At 44.9% G+C, this 13,189-nt stretch carries 17 protein-coding genes; 14 read left to right on the top strand and 3 right to left on the bottom strand.

Going from position 1 to position 13,189, the window contains the following annotated elements; translation table 11 throughout:
• Positions 1–122: 122 nt before the first annotated feature.
• Together HZY94_RS01835 and HZY94_RS01830 are read right to left on the bottom strand one after the other, a co-directional pair.
• Positions 123–350 (bottom strand): helix-turn-helix domain-containing protein, encoded by a 228-nt coding sequence (locus tag HZY94_RS01835; protein WP_179924778.1) that lies wholly within the window; start codon positions 348–350, stop codon positions 123–125.
• Positions 351–513: 163 nt separating this feature from the next.
• Positions 514–1,146: an MBL fold metallo-hydrolase gene (locus HZY94_RS01830; protein WP_179924777.1), complete on the bottom strand. Its 633-nt coding sequence runs from the start codon at positions 1,144–1,146 to the stop codon at positions 514–516.
• A gap of 186 nt (positions 1,147–1,332) precedes the next feature.
• On the opposite strand from HZY94_RS01830, the gene HZY94_RS01825 reads away from it, so the two are divergent.
• The 11 genes from HZY94_RS01825 (at position 1,333) to rpsU (ending at position 8,869) form a co-directional block, all read left to right on the top strand.
• Positions 1,333–1,665: a zinc ribbon domain-containing protein YjdM gene (locus tag HZY94_RS01825; RefSeq protein WP_160332825.1), complete on the top strand. Its 333-nt coding sequence runs from the start codon at positions 1,333–1,335 to the stop codon at positions 1,663–1,665.
• Positions 1,666–1,685: 20 nt separating this feature from the next.
• Positions 1,686–2,300 carry a Pr6Pr family membrane protein gene (locus HZY94_RS01820; protein WP_179924776.1) on the top strand — a complete coding sequence of 205 codons (615 nt, stop codon included), beginning with the start codon at positions 1,686–1,688 and terminating at the stop codon, positions 2,298–2,300.
• 170 nt (positions 2,301–2,470) lie between these two features.
• Positions 2,471–2,992, top strand: coding sequence for a bifunctional pyr operon transcriptional regulator/uracil phosphoribosyltransferase PyrR (gene pyrR, locus HZY94_RS01815; RefSeq protein WP_160332827.1), 522 nt, complete (start codon positions 2,471–2,473; stop codon positions 2,990–2,992).
• A gap of 9 nt (positions 2,993–3,001) precedes the next feature.
• Complete coding sequence (locus tag HZY94_RS01810) at positions 3,002–3,796, top strand: SDR family NAD(P)-dependent oxidoreductase (RefSeq protein ID WP_179924775.1); 795 nt, start codon at positions 3,002–3,004, stop codon at positions 3,794–3,796.
• Between the two features lie 35 nt (positions 3,797–3,831).
• On the top strand, positions 3,832–4,896 hold the full coding sequence (locus HZY94_RS01805) for a carbamoyl phosphate synthase small subunit (RefSeq protein ID WP_179924774.1): 1,065 nt from the start codon (positions 3,832–3,834) through the stop codon (positions 4,894–4,896).
• Between the two features lie 11 nt (positions 4,897–4,907).
• The gene (locus HZY94_RS01800; RefSeq protein ID WP_179924773.1) at positions 4,908–6,650 is read left to right on the top strand and encodes an ATP-binding protein; all 1,743 of its coding nucleotides are present in this window, start codon (positions 4,908–4,910) and stop codon (positions 6,648–6,650) included.
• Between the two features lie 114 nt (positions 6,651–6,764).
• Positions 6,765–7,037: a 30S ribosomal protein S16 gene (gene rpsP, locus HZY94_RS01795; RefSeq protein ID WP_160332831.1), complete on the top strand. Its 273-nt coding sequence runs from the start codon at positions 6,765–6,767 to the stop codon at positions 7,035–7,037.
• A 12-nt stretch (positions 7,038–7,049) separates the two neighbouring features.
• Complete coding sequence (locus tag HZY94_RS01790) at positions 7,050–7,292, top strand: KH domain-containing protein (protein ID WP_160332832.1); 243 nt, start codon at positions 7,050–7,052, stop codon at positions 7,290–7,292.
• Between the two features lie 85 nt (positions 7,293–7,377).
• A complete protein-coding gene (gene rimM / locus HZY94_RS01785) occupies positions 7,378–7,896 on the top strand; it encodes a ribosome maturation factor RimM (RefSeq protein ID WP_160332833.1) in 519 nt (172 codons plus the stop codon).
• The gene (gene trmD, locus HZY94_RS01780; protein WP_179924779.1) at positions 7,886–8,623 is read left to right on the top strand and encodes a tRNA (guanosine(37)-N1)-methyltransferase TrmD; all 738 of its coding nucleotides are present in this window, start codon (positions 7,886–7,888) and stop codon (positions 8,621–8,623) included. Before rimM ends, trmD begins: the two co-directional genes overlap by 11 nt.
• A gap of 69 nt (positions 8,624–8,692) precedes the next feature.
• The gene (rpsU, locus tag HZY94_RS01775; RefSeq protein ID WP_000048054.1) at positions 8,693–8,869 is read left to right on the top strand and encodes a 30S ribosomal protein S21; all 177 of its coding nucleotides are present in this window, start codon (positions 8,693–8,695) and stop codon (positions 8,867–8,869) included.
• An 87-nt stretch (positions 8,870–8,956) separates the two neighbouring features.
• Here rpsU and mscL read toward each other — a convergent pair whose 3' ends face one another.
• The gene (gene mscL, locus HZY94_RS01770) at positions 8,957–9,331 is read right to left on the bottom strand and encodes a large conductance mechanosensitive channel protein MscL (protein ID WP_179924772.1); all 375 of its coding nucleotides are present in this window, start codon (positions 9,329–9,331) and stop codon (positions 8,957–8,959) included.
• Positions 9,332–9,496: 165 nt separating this feature from the next.
• On the opposite strand from mscL, the gene dnaG reads away from it, so the two are divergent.
• Genes dnaG through HZY94_RS01755 form a run of 3 tightly spaced genes read left to right on the top strand, consistent with a single transcriptional unit; the run spans position 9,497 to position 12,718 of the window.
• Positions 9,497–11,263 carry a DNA primase gene (dnaG, locus tag HZY94_RS01765; RefSeq protein ID WP_179924771.1) on the top strand — a complete coding sequence of 589 codons (1,767 nt, stop codon included), beginning with the start codon at positions 9,497–9,499 and terminating at the stop codon, positions 11,261–11,263.
• Between the two features lie 3 nt (positions 11,264–11,266).
• A complete protein-coding gene (gene rpoD, locus HZY94_RS01760) occupies positions 11,267–12,379 on the top strand; it encodes an RNA polymerase sigma factor RpoD (RefSeq protein WP_160333411.1) in 1,113 nt (370 codons plus the stop codon).
• A 9-nt stretch (positions 12,380–12,388) separates the two neighbouring features.
• On the top strand, positions 12,389–12,718 hold the full coding sequence (locus HZY94_RS01755) for a metal-sulfur cluster assembly factor (RefSeq protein WP_179924770.1): 330 nt from the start codon (positions 12,389–12,391) through the stop codon (positions 12,716–12,718).
• Positions 12,719–13,189: the final 471 nt, after the last annotated feature.

The following is a 13,189-nucleotide window of genomic DNA, read 5'->3' as shown; positions in this document are numbered from 1 at the left end:
AAAATAGAGGTTCTAGAGTACTATTTGCCATGGTCTGAAATCATACAGAAGAATTGTCAATAAAAAAGGTTCCCGAGTCAATCAACTCTGGAACCTTTTTCATATACTTGGTTATAGCGCGCTTACGATAGTTTTAGATAAATGTTAAAAATATCTTTGGGGTCAATCAGGTAGGTGTCTTCAACCGATAGGATCTTGGATAATTGCAAGACCTGCTGATAGGTTGGAATTTGGGCGCCGGATTCCCACTTTGCATAGAGCGATCGGGGGACAGCCAAAATTTGATAGATATCTTCCTGACGAAGGTTCAATTCTAAGCGACGTTTTCTTAATTTTTTACTGTCAAACATAGAGCTACTCCCCACTTTATACTCATTTCATTTCAATATCTGACCTTGTCAAGCCTCTCTATTTGAAATGATTCGAATTTCATTAGGTATGATATATTTTTTATTACTATAGCAAAATTTAAGTGTAAACACAATAAATAGAAAGATCTATTTTGAAGAAATATTAGAAAAAGGGATTGTGTTTTTTCTCATGGCCGATCGAAGTGCTGGAACCATGACCTGGAAAAACCTGGTAGTGATCCGGAAGTGGAAAGAGTTGTTCCCGAATCGAGTTTAACAAGACCTGCTGATTTCCGGTTGGCAAATCCCAGCGGCCAATCGTTTCCTTGAAGAGGCAGTCGCCCGTCAGGACAGCCTCTTCCGCCTCCCAAACTAGGGAAATTCCGCCGATGGAATGCCCAGGAGTTGCTAGGACTCGAAAAGAGAAATCACCGATGACCAGGTCCTGGCCAGCCTCAAAGAGGACTTCTGCAGGCTGACAGACAATATCTGGTAAATCTTGGTGGCGTCCCAAGCCGGATAGGTTTTTGATTGGGTCTAACAGCCAATCAGCTTCCAGCGGGGAAACATAGACCGGTGGATGTTGATAGCGCTTGCGAATGGCTTCCAGGGAAAAAATATGGTCGTAGTGGGTATGGGTTAGAAAAATCGCACTTAAGGGCTTGTTTAAAGCCTGTAGTTGCTCCAGAATACGATCTAAGTCACTACCTGGGTCTACCAAAATGACAGAGCTTTCAGACTCTAAGTAATAGGTGTTTTCCCCTGCTAGGGGATTAAAGGATTGATGAATTGGCATAGAAACTCCTTTCTCTACCAGTATACCATGTTCAGCCGAAACTTTACGAGGATAGGGAGAGGAAACTGGAGGGACGGCATCGGGGATTTTGGAGGCCCAGAAGAAAGACATTTTATAAAATTTTGACCAAATGAAGCTGGACTGCTATAATGTTCCATGTACTAAAATGAAAAATGGAGGAAGAGCATGAATACTCTACCAAATTGTCCAAAATGTAACTCTGAATATGTCTACGAAGATGGCCTCCTTTTGGTCTGTCCAGAATGTGCCTATGAGTGGGACCCAAATGCAGAAGTTGAGGAAGGACTTGTAGCCCTTGATGCCAACGGTGTGAAATTGGCAGATGGTGATACTGTAACTTTGATTAAGGATCTCAAGGTGAAGGGGGCTCCAAAAGATTTAAAACAAGGAACCAAGGTTAAAAATATCCGCCTAGTTGAAGGAGATCACAATATCGATTGTAAAATCGATGGCTTTGGAGCTATGAAATTGAAATCTGAATTTGTGAAAAAGGTTTAATGGTAGGATAAACAAGATTTATGCTCAGTTACCGGTTTCTCTTGTTGATCCTTTCGACCATTGGGATTAGTTTAGAAATTCTTGAAGATGGTTGGGGTATGTTGTTGTATTATACCCTTCAATCAAACATTCTGGTTTGGTTATTTCTCTACTATACTCTCTGGACTCGGTCCCAAAAACGAAGCCAGGGTTTTTACCGGATTAAGGCTGGTGTGACCATGGCGATTTTAATCACCTTTGTGATTTACCATGTTTTGCTAGCACCAGCGGCGGCTCCGGAAGATTTTTACACCTTGAAAAATCTCTTGGTCCATTATTTGGTACCCCTGGCTTTTGTTTTGGATACCTTGCTATGGGATCCGCCACGGCAATATCGCCTCTTTGATCCTTGGTTGTGGACCTTTTTTCCTATGTACTATCTAGGCCTGGCTCTAATCAATGGTTTGGTTTTAAAATGGCCGATTCCAGGAGCTAAGCACAGTCCCTTTGCCTATTATTTCCTAGATGTTCATGAATATGGCCCGGCCTATGTCATCCAGCACGCAGCCGTTATTTTTGTAGCCTATTTGTTGGTTGGTTACCTTTTATGGGCTTTTAAACAAAAAAGATGGAAAAACCGTAAGAAGCTTGTTTAGTTTCTTGCAAAAAAGGCAAAAAAATGCTACCCTAGTTCAAGAAAGTTTTCCTTTAATTCTGTCCCGTGAGGCAGGCAAGGAGAGTCAGATGGAAGAAACTGGGTACAGTTTATTTTGTGGAACCTCCTTGTATAAGGAGGTTTTTAGTTTGCAAAAAGGAGATTTGAGACATGCGGGTCAAAGAAGTTGTTGATGATGTGACACTGAAGCGGGCAATCACGCGCATCATTTATGAAATTATGGAGCGAAATAAGGATCTGGATCAGTTGGCCTTGGTGGGGATTAAACGCAGGGGCGTTTATCTGGCTAAACGGATTCAAGAACGTTTGGAGCAGTTGGAAGGGATCCAAATTCCCTTGGGTGAGCTGGATACCAATCCTTTTCGGGATGACCAAAAGGGAGGAGAGGATACCTCTGTGATTCCCTTTGATGTCGACAAGCGAAATCTCATTTTGGTAGATGATGTGCTCTACACAGGCCGGACCATTCGGGCAGCCATTGATGCCCTGATCAGTCGTGGTCGGCCGAATAAGGTATCCTTAGCCGTCCTGGTCGACCGGGGGCATCGGGAACTGCCGATTCGACCAGACTATGTTGGCAAAAATATCCCAACTAGCTCCAAAGAACAAATCTCTGTTCAGCTAACTGAGTTGGATGGTCAGGATTGTGTCCTGCTTAGTGAAAGTGAGTAGGAGTATTAAATGACAAAATCGGTTGTGGTGCTGACCGGTGCATCCAGCGGGATTGGTGAAGCGACAGCTCGGCTTCTGGCTCGAATCCCCAATTTATCGCTAGTCTTAGTGGCTCGCAACCAGCAAAAGTTGGAGCAGCTGGCCCAGGACTTGAAACAAACGAAGGATCTGGATGTGCTTGTTTATCCCTTGGATTTGACCCAGCTGGAGTCGATTCCAGACCTGGTTGAAGCAGTTCGGGCTAAATTTGGGCGCTTGGATGTCTTGTTGCATGTCGCTGGTATGGGAGATTTCAAGCCAGCCTTGGAGCAGAAGTTGGAAGACGTAGAAACTCAGTTTCAAGTCAATACCTTGTCGGGGATTACCTTACTCCAGGCTGCTGGTCGCCAGATGGTGGAGCAGGGCGCGGGCAAGTTGCTAGTGGTGGCTTCGATGTCCGCCAAGCTCCCGACCCCACAATCTTCGGTGTATGCAGCTAGCAAGAGTGCGATTAATACCTATGCCAGTGTTTTGGGAATGGAACTGGAACCCTTGGGAATCCCAGTAACGGTGGTCAATCCTGGACCAGTCCGAACGCCCTTTTTTAAGCATAGCTCGGCTATGCAGGATTACATTAAAAATGTGGACCGCTTTGCGATGGATGCGGATCAGGTGGCTCAGAAGTTGGTGGATTTGGTGGTGCGGACTGGACGCATGCCAAGAGAAGTCAATCTGCCCTTTACTATGCGCCTGGCCTATCTGGGACAGCGCTTTTTTCCAAGACTGGCTCGCTGGCTGACCTTACGTTTCGCAAATTTTAAATAAAAACTACGAATGAACTAAATGGAAGGAGGGAAGTGATGACAAAAAGATTACTCATCTTGGAAAATGGTCGCGTCTTTGAAGGTCGGCCATTAGGAGCGGATCAGGATGTTACAGGCAATCTGATTTTATCCCATCATACCAGTGGACATCAGGAGATCATTTCCAATCAAACCTATAGTGGGCAGTTGCTAGCCTTTACTTACCCACGTATAGGCAATACCGGTTTTTATCGAGAACTAGATGAGTCCCTCCAACCCTCCTGTCGGGCCGTGATTGTGTCCGTTTATCGGCCCCAGAGTTCCTTCTGGAAGCAGGAACAAGACTTGGATGCCTATCTGAAAGCCAAAGGGATTACTGGTATTCAGGGTATTGATACCCGAGCTTTGGCGCGTATCTTGCAAAAAGAAGGTCCCATGAAGGCGACTATAGCCGATGAAGGGGATAGTTTGCACCATATTTTAGACCAGCTGGTAGCGACGGTCTTGCCCAAGGATGATGCCCGCCAGGCTTCAACCCGGGCTCCCTTCCCAGTTCCCGGAGTCGGGAAGAATATTGTGCTCTTGGATTTTGGTGTCAAGCACGCCTTGCTGAGAGAGTTGTCCAAGCGTTCAAGCAATATTGTGGTACTCCCCTATGACACTCCCTTGGAAAAAATCCGTTTGTACCAACCAGATGCTATTGTGCTGTCTAGTGGACCAGGGGATCCCCGCTATTTGGGAACACCTAGCTTACTGGAGACCTTGTTGCAGCTCCAAGATTGTTATCCCGTCTTAGCGATTGGCTTGGGTCATCTGCTCTTAGCCTTGGCTAATCGGGCGGAGTTAGAGGAGTTGCCGCAACCTATAACCGGACGTCACGCCCTCTATGAACCGCTCACTAACCAAGTTCTAATTGCGGATTACTACCATCAATACCCGATTAAGCGGAAGCATTTTCCTAAACATTTGTTGGCTACTCATGTGACCCTGGATCAAGACTATGTGGTTGGTTATCGCCACCGTCGTCGTCCAGTTCTTTCGGTTCAGTTTTCCCCAGAGGGATCACCAGGCCCTCATGATCTGGTCTACCTACTGGATGAGTTTTTCGGTTTACTAGGGTAAGGAGGTCCTGTTTGAAAAAGTTAGTCTTGACACCAAGTGAATTAAATCAGAATCAGGAGCGAACCTTAAACCGTCTCTTGCAAAAAAACAAAAGCTGGCTTCATCATCCCTTTCAAGACTTGGAAGCCCTGCTGAAGGATTTGATGGAGCATCCTGATGCTACCATCTTTCCCTTGTTTTTAAACCGGGATTTGATTGATTTACTGATTGAGGTCCAGAAATTAGAGGTATGGCCTCAGATGCGATCCAAATGGCATAGTTATCCAGCTAGTTCCTTAGAGTACCTCTTATATCCTGAGCTGTTTCAGGCGCAACTGGAGCACCTAGGTTTGAATATGACCAAGAGCCAATTGATTTATGGCTGGGAGGATCTGCAGGAACGGTTAGAAGATTTATCCTTTCCAGTCTTACTCCGAGATTCCCTACAGATGCATGGCCAGGAGCCGATTACGGTTGGGAACACGGAGGAACTTCAAGCGGCTTATGAGTCTTTTCAGGACTTGGTGCTGCCCTTGCCCTACTATATCGAGAGTCCTATGAAAGGCTTACGAGAAATCGAATTAGTCCTGGTGCGTGATTCCTTTGATTCAAGTTTTATTTTGGGAACGGCAGAGCATATTGAGCCTGTTGGTCTGCATCGTGATGATGCGACGTTGGTTTTTCCAGCGCAAAGTTTGGCTGATTCAGCCCTGCAATTTTTACGAAATTATTCAATTCGGCTAGCCCGAGGCTTGGGCCTCCAGGGGATCATCTCCTTACGGTTTGCCTGGAATCCCAAGAAAGAACAGGCCTTCCTCTTGCAAGTAGGTCTGGGATTGAATGACAGTGCGCTTATGATGAGCCAGATTCTACGCCTGCCTATGGCGGAACTGATGCTCCATATTTTAGAGGGAAAATCGGTTCAAAGCATGCCAGGCTGGAAAGCAGGTGAGCCAGCTATGGACTATTTGGTAGCCCGCTTTCCGCTGGACTTTAGTCAGGAACTAGCGGGGGATAGTGGTCTTACGAGACAATCAACGGGGCAATTTTATGCCTATGCCCGCAATTTAGAGGCGACTCTGCTCAAGGGATTGGCGGTTTTGGAAGCGCGTGTTGACATTCCCTTGGAGCGCCTGAGCGAGGAAGATTTGATTGATCATTTGGTCCGTCAGCGTTCTGACCGCCTCCTTTATCTTTTAGAAGCCTTGCGACGTGGCTTGTCGGTTGCCTATATTCAAGGGCTCACCCACATCGATCCGCTCTTTTTGGAAGCCTTAAAAGGTGTTGTTGCCTTGGAAAAAGAACTAAGCCATAATCCAGGAGATCTAGACCAGCTTCGTCAGGCTAAAGCCTTTGGTTTATCCGATCGACGGATTGCCCAATTGTGGAAGGAGTCAGAAGAGAATATTTGGGACTTACGGGTGGCAGAAGGAATCCTCCCGACCTATAAAGAGATTGAAGGCTGGGTCGGTTTTGCAGTAGCCTATTATTCCAGTTATGAAATGGAGAATGAGGCCCAGCAAAGTGTTCACCCCAGCACCGTTTTCCTCTATTCCGACCAAGATCCTTGGCTAGGGCAGGAGCTCTGGAAGGAATCCATTTTGGTGGGCAGCAATAGTCCCCTAGAAGCCGGCTTAAAGCAATACCTAGAGCCATTGATTCCAGAACTAATTGATCAAGTCCTATTGTTAGAGGACCCGGATAAACTCTACGGTAGCCCTGAGATTCGGAGCTTAAACTTACGTAACTTCTATACCCGAGATGGATTTGATTAAAAAATTTTAAAGCTGTCAAGTTTTTTTCTTGACAGCTTTTTGAGAAGGTGTTAGAATAACTATTGTTGAGTTTCCTTAACAAAAGAAAAAGTATTAGAAAAGAGAATTTATAAAATGGCAGTTAAAATCCGTTTGACTCGTATGGGTTCTAAAAAGAAACCTTTCTACCGTATTAACGTTGCAGATTCACGTGCACCACGTGATGGTCGCTTCATCGAAACAGTTGGAACTTACAACCCACTTGTAGAAGAAAACCAAGTAACTCTTAAAGAAGAGCGCGTTTTGGCATGGTTGGAAAATGGTGCGCAACCATCTGACACAGTACGTAACATTCTTTCAAAAGCTGGAATCATGAAGAAATTCCACGAGTCAAAATACTCTAAATAAAAAGGTTAGCTTATGGACACGATTGAAAATCTCATTATTGCAATTGTGAAACCCTTGATTTCACATCCAGACCAATTAACGATTCGTATCGAAGATACGCCTGAGTTTCTAGAGTATCATTTAGACCTGCATTCATCAGATGTTGGTCGTGTGATCGGTCGGAAAGGTCGGACTATCTCCGCGATAAGGACGATTGTTTATTCGGTCCCAATCGATTCAAAAAAAGTTCGGATTGTGATTGACGAGCAAGATTAGTTTTGTTCGTAGTTGTCCGAGTATTTGAAGAAGCTATTTTGCTGGGACCTTGGTCCCAGCTTTTTTCGTAAAAATGGAGAAAAAGATGGAGTATCTAAACGTTGGAAAGATCGTCAATACCCAAGGCTTACAGGGGGAGATGCGGGTCTTATCCGTGAGCGATTTTTCAGAAGAGCGCTTTAAAAAAGGCAATCAATTGGCCTTGTTTGATCCCCAGGATCAATTTGTTCAGATGGTGGAAATTCATAGCCACCGCAAGGTCAAGCAATTTGATATTATCAAATTCAAAGGGATGTACCATATCAATGACATTGAGAAATACAAGACCTATAGCTTAAAAGTTGCAGTCGAAGACCTCAGTGAATTGGAGGAGGGTGCCTTTTACTACCATGAAATTATTGGACTCCCTGTTTATGAAGGGGACCAATTGTTGGGAGAAATTAAAGAAATCCTGCAGCCAGGGGCTAATGATGTCTGGGTTGTAAAACGTAAGGGCAAGAGTGACTTACTTCTCCCTTATATTCCGCCAGTCGTCTTAGAGGTTGATCTGGAAGCTGGTCGTATCTTGGTTGAGGTACCGGAAGGACTGGATGATGAGAATTGATATTTTGACCCTGTTTCCGGAAATGTTTTCGCCCCTCGAGCATTCGATTGTTGGTAAGGCTCGGGAAAAAGGTTTGTTAGAGATTTCCTACCACAATTTTCGGGAATCGGCCGAAAAGGCCCGCCATGTGGACGACGAGCCCTATGGTGGAGGCCAAGGGATGCTCTTGCGGGCACAACCGATTTATGATGCCATTGAAGCTATTCCAGGGCGTGATCAGGCGCGGGTGATTCTCTTGGATCCAGCTGGTCGCTCCTTTAACCAGGCCTATGCCGAGGAGTTATCCCAGGAGGAAAATCTAATCTTTATTTGTGGCCATTATGAGGGCTATGACGAGCGGATTAAGCCCTTGGTAACTGATGAGATCTCTTTGGGTGATTATGTCCTTACAGGGGGAGAACTGGCGGCTATGACCATTATTGATGCGACAGTTCGTTTGGTACCCCAAGTGATTGGCAAGGAAAGTAGTCATACAGATGATAGCTTTTCGTCCGGTCTTTTGGAATACCCTCAGTACACACGGCCTTATGATTTTCGAGGGATGACAGTACCAGACGTTTTGATGAGTGGGCACCACGAGCATATTCGCCAATGGCGTCTTTTTCAAAGTTTGAAAAAAACTCTAACAAGGCGGCCAGATCTTTTGGAGAGTTATCCTCTTAACAAAGAAGAAGCGAAATTTTTACAGCTGATTCAAGAAAATCGAGAAATTGAGGAATTCTTCTAAAAAATCTTGACAGGGGCTTTGGACTTGTGTATAATATAATAGATTCTAACTTGAAGGGAGTGAGATGGAATGTCAAAAACAGTGGTACGTAAGAACGAATCATTAGATGATGCACTTCGTCGATTCAAACGTGCGGTTACTAAAGCTGGTACTCTTCAAGAAACACGTAAACGTGAATTCTATGAAAAACCTTCTGTAAAACGTAAACGTAAATCAGAAGCAGCTCGTAAACGTAAGAAATTCTAATAGTAAAAGCAGTCCTTTTGGATTGCTTTTTTCTGCTATTAACTGCAAAAAAAAATTGAGACCGGAGTCCCAATTTTTTTAGATGTCTTATTTTTTCTCAAGAAGAGCTTTGATGTCTTGCAACAAGTCCACTTCAGATGGTCCAGCAACTTCTTCATCTTCAGCTTTAGCACCAATAGATTGTGCTTTTTCAACAGCTTTAACAACAAAGAAGAGAACAGTACCGATGATGAGGAAGTTGATGATAGCACTTAGGAAGTTTCCGTAAGCAACACCGTTCCAAGTAAGGTCAGCGATTTTTTCCACTTGAGCAGCTTTTAAAGCTGGGTTCAAGAAGAGTGGTGTCAGCACATCATCTACCAAAGAAGTGATGATTTGTCCGAAAGCAGCCCCGATGATCACGGCTACAGCAAGGTCAACAACATTTCCACGCAAGAGGAAATCTTTCAATTCTTTTAACATAAGAATCTCCGTTCTTTTATTTGATACGAATACATTATAGCTAAGTGAGATTAAAAAGACAATGGATTTGCTTGAGTTTTTTAAAAAGTAAAAGAAAATCGGCTTGTTTTACAAACACAACTATTTAGGATAAAATGAAGAAATAGTGATTGGGGAGGAGGGGACATGGTTTCAACACAAGAGATTCAAGATTTAAAAAGTCGTGTGAACATTGTGGATGTCATTGGCGATTATCTGCCCTTGACCAAGGCTGGTCGTAACTATTTGGGACTATGCCCCTTCCACGGAGAAAAGACCCCCTCCTTTAATGTCAATCAGGAGAAGCAATTTTACCATTGCTTTGGTTGTGGCAAATCGGGAGATGTCTACCGCTTTGTGGAAGAAATGGATGGTATTCCCTTTATGGAAGCTGTTGCCAAGGTCGCTCGCTTCATAGGGGAGACCATTGAAGTCACTCCATCCAGACAAGTCCCGTCTCAGCAACCATCGGAAGAGGCCGATTTAATAGCCCTCCATCAGGAAGCTGCTGTCTTTTACCAGGCTATCTTGTTGACCTCGACCATGGGGAAAGAAGCTTTAGCTTATTTGGAATCCCGAGGCTTGTCTCGGAAAGATATTGAGTATTTCGGAATTGGTCTAGCCCCGGATCGTGGGAGTTACCTCTACGATCGTGTGGCTCAAAAATTCAATTTTGGAGAAGACCGCTACCTGGATTCGGGTCTGTTTCATATTGAGCAGAACAGGCTGGTCGACTCTTTCTACAATCGGATTATGTTTCCCTTGACCAATGTGAAGGGGCAGGTGATTGGCTTTTCCGGGCGGATTTTTGGAGATTCGTCGGACCAGCAGGCCAAATACAAAAATAGTCGTCGGACCAAAATTTTTAACAAAAGCTTTGAATTCTACCATTTGGACCAGGCTTTGCCACATTTAAAAAAGGCGAAAGAAGTCTATTTGATGGAAGGCTTTATGGATGTCATAGCGGCCTATCGCGCGGGCGTCAAAAATGCCATCGCAACCATGGGAACAGCGCTGACAGCCGAACATGTCCAACGCTTGCGCGCCTATCAGACCTCGGTGGTTTTAGCCTATGATGGCGATGATGCCGGTCAGGCGGCGATTGAAAAATCGATCCAGGAGCTTAAAGGCTTCGCGGTCGAAGTAGTCCGTTTTGCCCAGGGAATGGATCCCGATGAATACCTCCAGGCTCATTCCCCGGAAGATTTGCGGATCTGTCTGCAGGAAACCCGGATGGATTCTATCGAATTTTTGATGGATTACTACCGTCCGCCTCAGCTGCAAGGGGTGCAGGCCCAGCTGGCCTATGTAGAAAAGCTGCTGCCTTTTATCGCAACCTTGCCGACCGACCTGCTGAGAGAGGTTTATATTCGGAAATTGTCTCAGGAAGCCACGGCTTTTGATGTGGCCCAGTTGGAACAAATGCTGGGACAGGCACGGGTTCAGGTTGCTGCAGGAGGGCCCCAGCAGGTTCAGTTGCCAGCTGTTGAGCTGCACCTTCGTCTTCCTAAGAGTCGCTTAACCAATGCCGAGCGGCAATTGTTGCATCGCTTGATTCACCATAGCAGCTTATTGAACGAATTTCGCTTTTTGGAAAATTTTCATTTTGTTGAAAAGGATCATGAGCACCTCTATCAGCTCCTGCTAAAAAAAGGGCAGATGACCAGCCAGGATTTGGACCAGGAATCCGAGGAAATCAATCATCTCTGGTATCAAATTTTGGAATTGAATCTTCCTCCGCAAATCGGGGATGAGGAAATTGAACAGTTGCTACGGACCCAAGAATTGGAAAAAAATCGACTAAGAAATAAAGAAATTGCACAAAACATTCAGGCAGCCTCACAAATTGGTCGTCACGATCAAGCTGTTTTAGATTTAAATGAACTGATTGCCCAGAAAAGGAAAATGGAGTAAGGAATGGCTAAAAAACAAAAAGAAGTAACAACATTAGATGTTCAGATTGCAGAATTTATTCGAAATCACAAGCTTTCTGGTACCGCAACAGATGAGGAAATCAATAGCACTCTGATTGTTCCTTTTAGTCTCGATGCAGATGGCATTGACAACCTCTTCCAACGGATTCAGGATGCGGGTATTTCGGTTACCGATAAGGATGGAAATCCAAGTCAGCGTGTATTGGCAGCAGAAGAGGAAGAAAAGGATTTGTCCGATGAGGAGCTGCTAGGTAGTAACTCTGCCAAAGTCAACGATCCTGTTCGGATGTATTTGAAAGAAATTGGTGTTGTGCCGCTTCTAACCAACGAAGAGGAACAAGAACTGGCTATCTTGGTGGAACAAGGGGACTTAGAAGCCAAACAGCGCTTGGCTGAAGCTAACCTTCGTTTGGTTGTTTCCATTGCTAAACGCTATGTTGGACGTGGCATGCAATTCCTGGATTTGATTCAGGAAGGGAATATGGGCTTGATGAAGGCCGTTGATAAGTTTGACCATACCAAGGGCTTTAAATTCTCAACCTATGCAACTTGGTGGATTCGTCAGGCCATTACACGCGCTATTGCCGATCAAGCTCGGACCATTCGGATCCCTGTTCACATGGTTGAAACCATCAACAAATTAGTTCGGGAACAACGGACCTTGTTGCAGGAGTTGGGACAAGATCCAACGCCAGAACAGATTGCAGAACGTATGGATATGACACCGGACAAGGTGCGTGAAATCCTCAAAATTGCCCAAGAGCCGGTTTCTCTGGAAACACCGATTGGTGAGGAAGATGATAGCCATCTCGGAGACTTCATTGAAGATGAGGTTATTGAAAATCCAGTTGATTACACAACCCGTGTGGTCTTGCGTGAACAGCTGGATGAGGTCTTGGATACCCTCACTGACCGTGAAGAAAATGTTCTCCGCCTCCGTTTCGGTCTAGATGATGGCAAGATGCGGACATTGGAAGATGTTGGGAAGGTCTTTAACGTGACCCGCGAACGGATCCGCCAAATTGAAGCCAAGGCCCTACGCAAACTGCGCCAACCAAGCCGTTCGAAACCCTTGCGTGATTTTATTGAAGATTAGGAAAAAAACATGGCCTATACAGAAGCAGATGTCGAAGCAATTAAAACCAAGATTCTCCATGCTTTGGAAGAAGTCTTAGACCCTGAATTAGGGATTGATATTGTTAATTTGGGACTCGTTTACGAAATCCGTTTTGACCCAGAAACAGGGAATACCGAAATTGATATGACCCTGACAACCATGGGTTGTCCCCTAGCGGATTTATTAACCGAACAGATTTATGATACTTTGAAGCCTCTTGAAGAGGTTCAAAAGGTGGATGTCAAACTAGTTTGGTATCCAGCCTGGACGGTCGAAAAAATGAGCCGGTATGCCCGTATTGCCTTGGGAATTAAATAATGCAAAAAGGGAGTGGGACAGAACTAAATTTGAAAAAATTTAGTTCGTAGTCCCACCCCCGCAAGGCTGATTAGGCTCTCTTCCGAGCTTGAAAAGCGAACGAAGAGGCCAATCAGCTACTGCGTCAAAGGCAATTTGTTATCCAAAGTCAAAGAGGCTAGACTTTTGTCCTAGCCTTTTTTTGGTTCTTTTGCAAGTTGTGTGGAATTCCTGAAAACCGATAGTCATGGAATTTGATAATTGTAGCTTTTTAATGACTGTACCCTGGCTTCTTTCGAATTTCTATGAGATGCTTCCCCTGTGGTGGGGGACGGCAGCGACCTCTAACGAGTTCCATGCCTTAGTCGGGAACCGAAGTTTCCCGAATCCCCCCGATTCCAAGCTCGGTGGCTTGGAATCTTTTCAGTACGACGGGCATGTCGTATATCTGAGGTGCAAGTCCTCTGTGGGCACCTGCTACCGGTGAACCCA

Source organism: Streptococcus danieliae, assembly GCF_013415245.1.
Taxonomy (GTDB): domain Bacteria; phylum Bacillota; class Bacilli; order Lactobacillales; family Streptococcaceae; genus Streptococcus; species Streptococcus danieliae_A.
This window is presented reverse-complemented; position numbering and strand designations above follow the sequence as displayed.

Excerpts from the sequence above, each read along its gene's own strand:
- HZY94_RS01805 (WP_179924774.1), top strand. The coding sequence starts at position 3,832 with ATGACAAAAAGATTACTCATCTTGGAAAATGGTCGCGTCTTTGAAGGT.
- dnaG (WP_179924771.1), top strand. The coding sequence starts at position 9,497 with ATGGTTTCAACACAAGAGATTCAAGATTTAAAAAGTCGTGTGAACATT.
- rpsU (WP_000048054.1), top strand. The coding sequence starts at position 8,693 with ATGTCAAAAACAGTGGTACGTAAGAACGAATCATTAGATGATGCACTT.
- rimM (WP_160332833.1), top strand. The coding sequence starts at position 7,378 with ATGGAGTATCTAAACGTTGGAAAGATCGTCAATACCCAAGGCTTACAG.
- pyrR (WP_160332827.1), top strand. The coding sequence starts at position 2,471 with ATGCGGGTCAAAGAAGTTGTTGATGATGTGACACTGAAGCGGGCAATC.
- HZY94_RS01835 (WP_179924778.1), bottom strand. The coding sequence starts at position 350 with ATGTTTGACAGTAAAAAATTAAGAAAACGTCGCTTAGAATTGAACCTT.
- HZY94_RS01810 (WP_179924775.1), top strand. The coding sequence starts at position 3,002 with ATGACAAAATCGGTTGTGGTGCTGACCGGTGCATCCAGCGGGATTGGT.
- rpoD (WP_160333411.1), top strand. The coding sequence starts at position 11,267 with ATGGCTAAAAAACAAAAAGAAGTAACAACATTAGATGTTCAGATTGCA.
- mscL (WP_179924772.1), bottom strand. The coding sequence starts at position 9,331 with ATGTTAAAAGAATTGAAAGATTTCCTCTTGCGTGGAAATGTTGTTGAC.
- rpsP (WP_160332831.1), top strand. The coding sequence starts at position 6,765 with ATGGCAGTTAAAATCCGTTTGACTCGTATGGGTTCTAAAAAGAAACCT.
- HZY94_RS01825 (WP_160332825.1), top strand. The coding sequence starts at position 1,333 with ATGAATACTCTACCAAATTGTCCAAAATGTAACTCTGAATATGTCTAC.
- trmD (WP_179924779.1), top strand. The coding sequence starts at position 7,886 with ATGAGAATTGATATTTTGACCCTGTTTCCGGAAATGTTTTCGCCCCTC.
- HZY94_RS01755 (WP_179924770.1), top strand. The coding sequence starts at position 12,389 with ATGGCCTATACAGAAGCAGATGTCGAAGCAATTAAAACCAAGATTCTC.
- HZY94_RS01830 (WP_179924777.1), bottom strand. The coding sequence starts at position 1,146 with ATGCCAATTCATCAATCCTTTAATCCCCTAGCAGGGGAAAACACCTAT.
- HZY94_RS01790 (WP_160332832.1), top strand. The coding sequence starts at position 7,050 with ATGGACACGATTGAAAATCTCATTATTGCAATTGTGAAACCCTTGATT.
- HZY94_RS01820 (WP_179924776.1), top strand. The coding sequence starts at position 1,686 with ATGCTCAGTTACCGGTTTCTCTTGTTGATCCTTTCGACCATTGGGATT.